The sequence below is a fragment of the Streptomyces sp. NPDC104309 genome (assembly GCF_055584025.1).
This window is the reverse complement of the sequence record NZ_JBVJMV010000148.1, coordinates 1-1323: the sequence shown is the minus strand read 5'-3', so window position 1 is coordinate 1323 and position 1323 is coordinate 1. Positions and strand designations below refer to the sequence as shown.

Genomic DNA, 1323 nt, shown 5'->3' with positions numbered 1-1323 from the left:
TGAGGTTCCCCCGAGATGCGGAGTGTGGTGACAGAGGGTCAGATGGTTTTCATGAAAGGAACATCGACCATGGCTGCCCCCAGGAAATATTCGCTCGAGTTGCGTGAGCGTGCGGTACGGATGTACCGCACCGCCGATCCGAAGCCGCAGATCAAGAAGCTGGCCGTCGATCTCGGCGTGCATCCGGAGGCCCTGCGCGGTTGGATCCGGCAGGCCGAGGCCGACGCCGGCGAGCGCGATGACCGGCTGACCACCGACGAACGCGCCGAGCTCACCGCGCTGCGCAGGGAGAACGCCCAGCTCAAGCGGGCGAACGAGGTCCTGCGGACGGCCTCGGCTTTTTTCGCGGCCCAGCTCGACCCGACCCGGCCCAGGTGACGGCGCTCCTCGACGAGCACCCGCACCTGGGGGTCGAGCCCGTACTCCGGGAACTGTCCGTCCCTTCCTCCACCTACTACCGCTGGCGCCGTGCCGAGCGCGAGCCGTGCGAACGCGTGCGCCGGGACGCGGAACTCACCGAGCAGATCAAGGAGATCCACACCGACTCGGGCGGGATCTACGGCTCGCCGCGCGTGCATGCCGTGCTCAAGCGTGAAGGCGTCCACGTGGGCCGCAAGCGGGTCGAGCGCCTGATGCGCGAGGCCGACCTCGCTGGGATCAGCCCGCGTCGCAAGGGCTTCACGCGCCGGGACCCCAAGGCCACCCTGGCCCCGGACCTGGTCCAGCGCGACTTCACCGCGAGTGCACCGAACCGGCTGTGGGTCACCGACCTGACGATGATCGCGACCGGCGAGGGCCCCTTGTGGCTGTCCGCGATCCGGGACGCGTTCTCCCGCCGGGTGGTGGCCTGGGAGACCTCCGCCCGTGCGGACGCCGACCTGGTGCTGTCCACGCTCGAGTACGCCCTCGCTTCCCGCGAGGTCGAGCCCGGACAGCTCATTCATCACGCGGATCACGGCTGTCAGTATACGTCGATCAAGCTCACAACTCGCCTGCTGCGATCGGGAGTTCAGGCATCCATGGGCTCGGTCGGAGACTCGTACGACAACGCCCTCGCGGAGAACCTGTGGATGATCACCAAGACGGAGTGCATCCGCGGCCGCGTCTTCGCCACCCGGGCCGAGACGAACCTGGCGCTGTTCGAGTACATCGATGGGTTCTATAACTCCCGGCGCATCCAGAAACGGCTCGGCTACCTCAGTCCGATCGAGTTCGAGGAGAAGCACTACGCCGACCAGGCAACGGCCGAACGAACGAACCTGAAACCCCGTCAACCCGCCCTGACCAGCTGATCAGCACCTCCCGCACGCCGGGGGAACCTCA

The 1323-nt window shown here is 67.3% G+C and carries 2 protein-coding genes; both read left to right on the top strand.

Annotation, left to right across the window (positions count from 1 at the left end):
• The first annotated feature begins 69 nt into the window (after positions 1 to 69).
• A complete protein-coding gene (locus tag ACZ68L_RS46925; RefSeq protein ID WP_469591059.1) occupies positions 70 to 378 on the top strand; it encodes a transposase in 309 nt (102 codons plus the stop codon).
• Positions 375 to 1292, top strand: a complete 918-nt coding sequence (locus ACZ68L_RS46920) for an IS3 family transposase (protein ID WP_469591057.1) — start codon at positions 375 to 377, stop codon at positions 1290 to 1292. Before ACZ68L_RS46925 ends, ACZ68L_RS46920 begins: the two co-directional genes overlap by 4 nt.
• Positions 1293 to 1323 lie beyond the last annotated feature (31 nt).